General features: G+C 68.0%; 1 protein-coding gene. It reads left to right on the forward strand.

Annotation, left to right across the window (positions count from 1 at the left end; genetic code table 11):
• The coding region (locus ACFRAC_RS36455; RefSeq protein WP_382939584.1) for an FAD-dependent oxidoreductase at positions 1-1,389 on the forward strand (1,389 nt) is incomplete at both ends.

Below are 1,389 nucleotides of genomic sequence, written 5' to 3' on the forward strand. Positions count from 1 at the left end.
GTGCGAGACGTTCTACGTCGTCCTCAGTGGCTCGGTCGCCATCGTCGAGGACTACGGCACCCCCGAGGAACACGTACTGCGCGTGCACGGCCCCGGCCGCTTCATCGGCGAACTCGGCCTGATGAACGGACAAGTGGCCTTCTACACCGCCGTGACCAAAGACCCCGGCGAAGTCCTCGCCGTATCCATGGACCAACTGCGTGACCTGGTCACCCGCGACTCCGACATCGGCGACCTCGTACTACGCGCCTGCCTCGGCCGCCGCGCCCTGCTCGTCGGACAAGGCGCCGGCTTCCGCATCATCGGCTCACGCTACTCACCCGACACCCGACGACTACGCGAATTCGCCGCCCGCAACCGACTCCCCTACCGCTGGATCGACCTGGAAACCGACCAGGAAGCCGAACAACTCCTGCGCCGCTTCGGCGTCAGCCCAGCCGAAACCCCCCTCGTCATCTGGCGCGACACCACCCTGCTACGCAACCCCAGCAACGCCGAACTGGCCCGCCTCATCGGCCTGCCCTCCCTCCCCGCCGGAGAACACCACGGCGACGTCCTCGTCGTCGGCTCCGGACCCGCCGGCCTCGCCGCCGCCGTCTACGGCGCCTCCGAAGGCCTGGACACCACCGTGGTCGAAGCGATGGCCACCGGCGGCCAAGCCGGCACATCCTCCCGCATCGAAAACCTCCTCGGCTTCCCCTCCGGCATCTCCGGCGCCGAACTCGCCGAACGCGCCGTCCTCCAAGCCGACAAATTCGGCGCCAAATTCAGCCTCCCCCAAGAAGCGACCGGCCTGCACCCCAAAGACGACGACCACTACACCGTGACCTTCGCCGACGGCACCGAGATCACCGCCCGCACCGTCGTCCTGGCCACCGGCGCCCACTACCGCCGCCTCCACGTACCCGGCATCGAACGCCTGGAAGGAACCAGCGTCCACTACTCCGCAACCGTCTACGAAGCCCAGCAATGCCGCACCGACCCCGTAGCCGTCGTCGGCGGAGGCAACTCCGCCGGCCAAGCCGTCCTCTTCCTCGCCGGCTACGCACCCAAGGTCTACCTCCTCGTCAGAGGACCCAGCCTCGACGCCAGCATGTCCCGCTACCTGATCGACCGCGTCGAACGCCACCCCCGCGTGGAAATCATGCTGCACACCGAGGTCACCGAAGTCATCGGCCAAGAAGTCCTCGAAGAACTCGACGTCGTCGACAACCGCACCGGAGACCACCGCCGCCTCCCCGCACGAAGCCTCTTCGTCTTCACCGGCGCCGACCCCCACACCGAATGGCTCACCGACACCCTCGCCCTGGACTCCCGCGGCTTCATCCTCACCGGACCCGAAGCCCAGGAAGCCTGCACCTCCCCCGACATCTGGCACAGCCGCGGACG

It is taken from the genome of Streptomyces sp. NPDC056628, from assembly GCF_042792555.1.
In the GTDB taxonomy this organism is placed as follows: Bacteria; Actinomycetota; Actinomycetes; order Streptomycetales; family Streptomycetaceae; genus Streptomyces.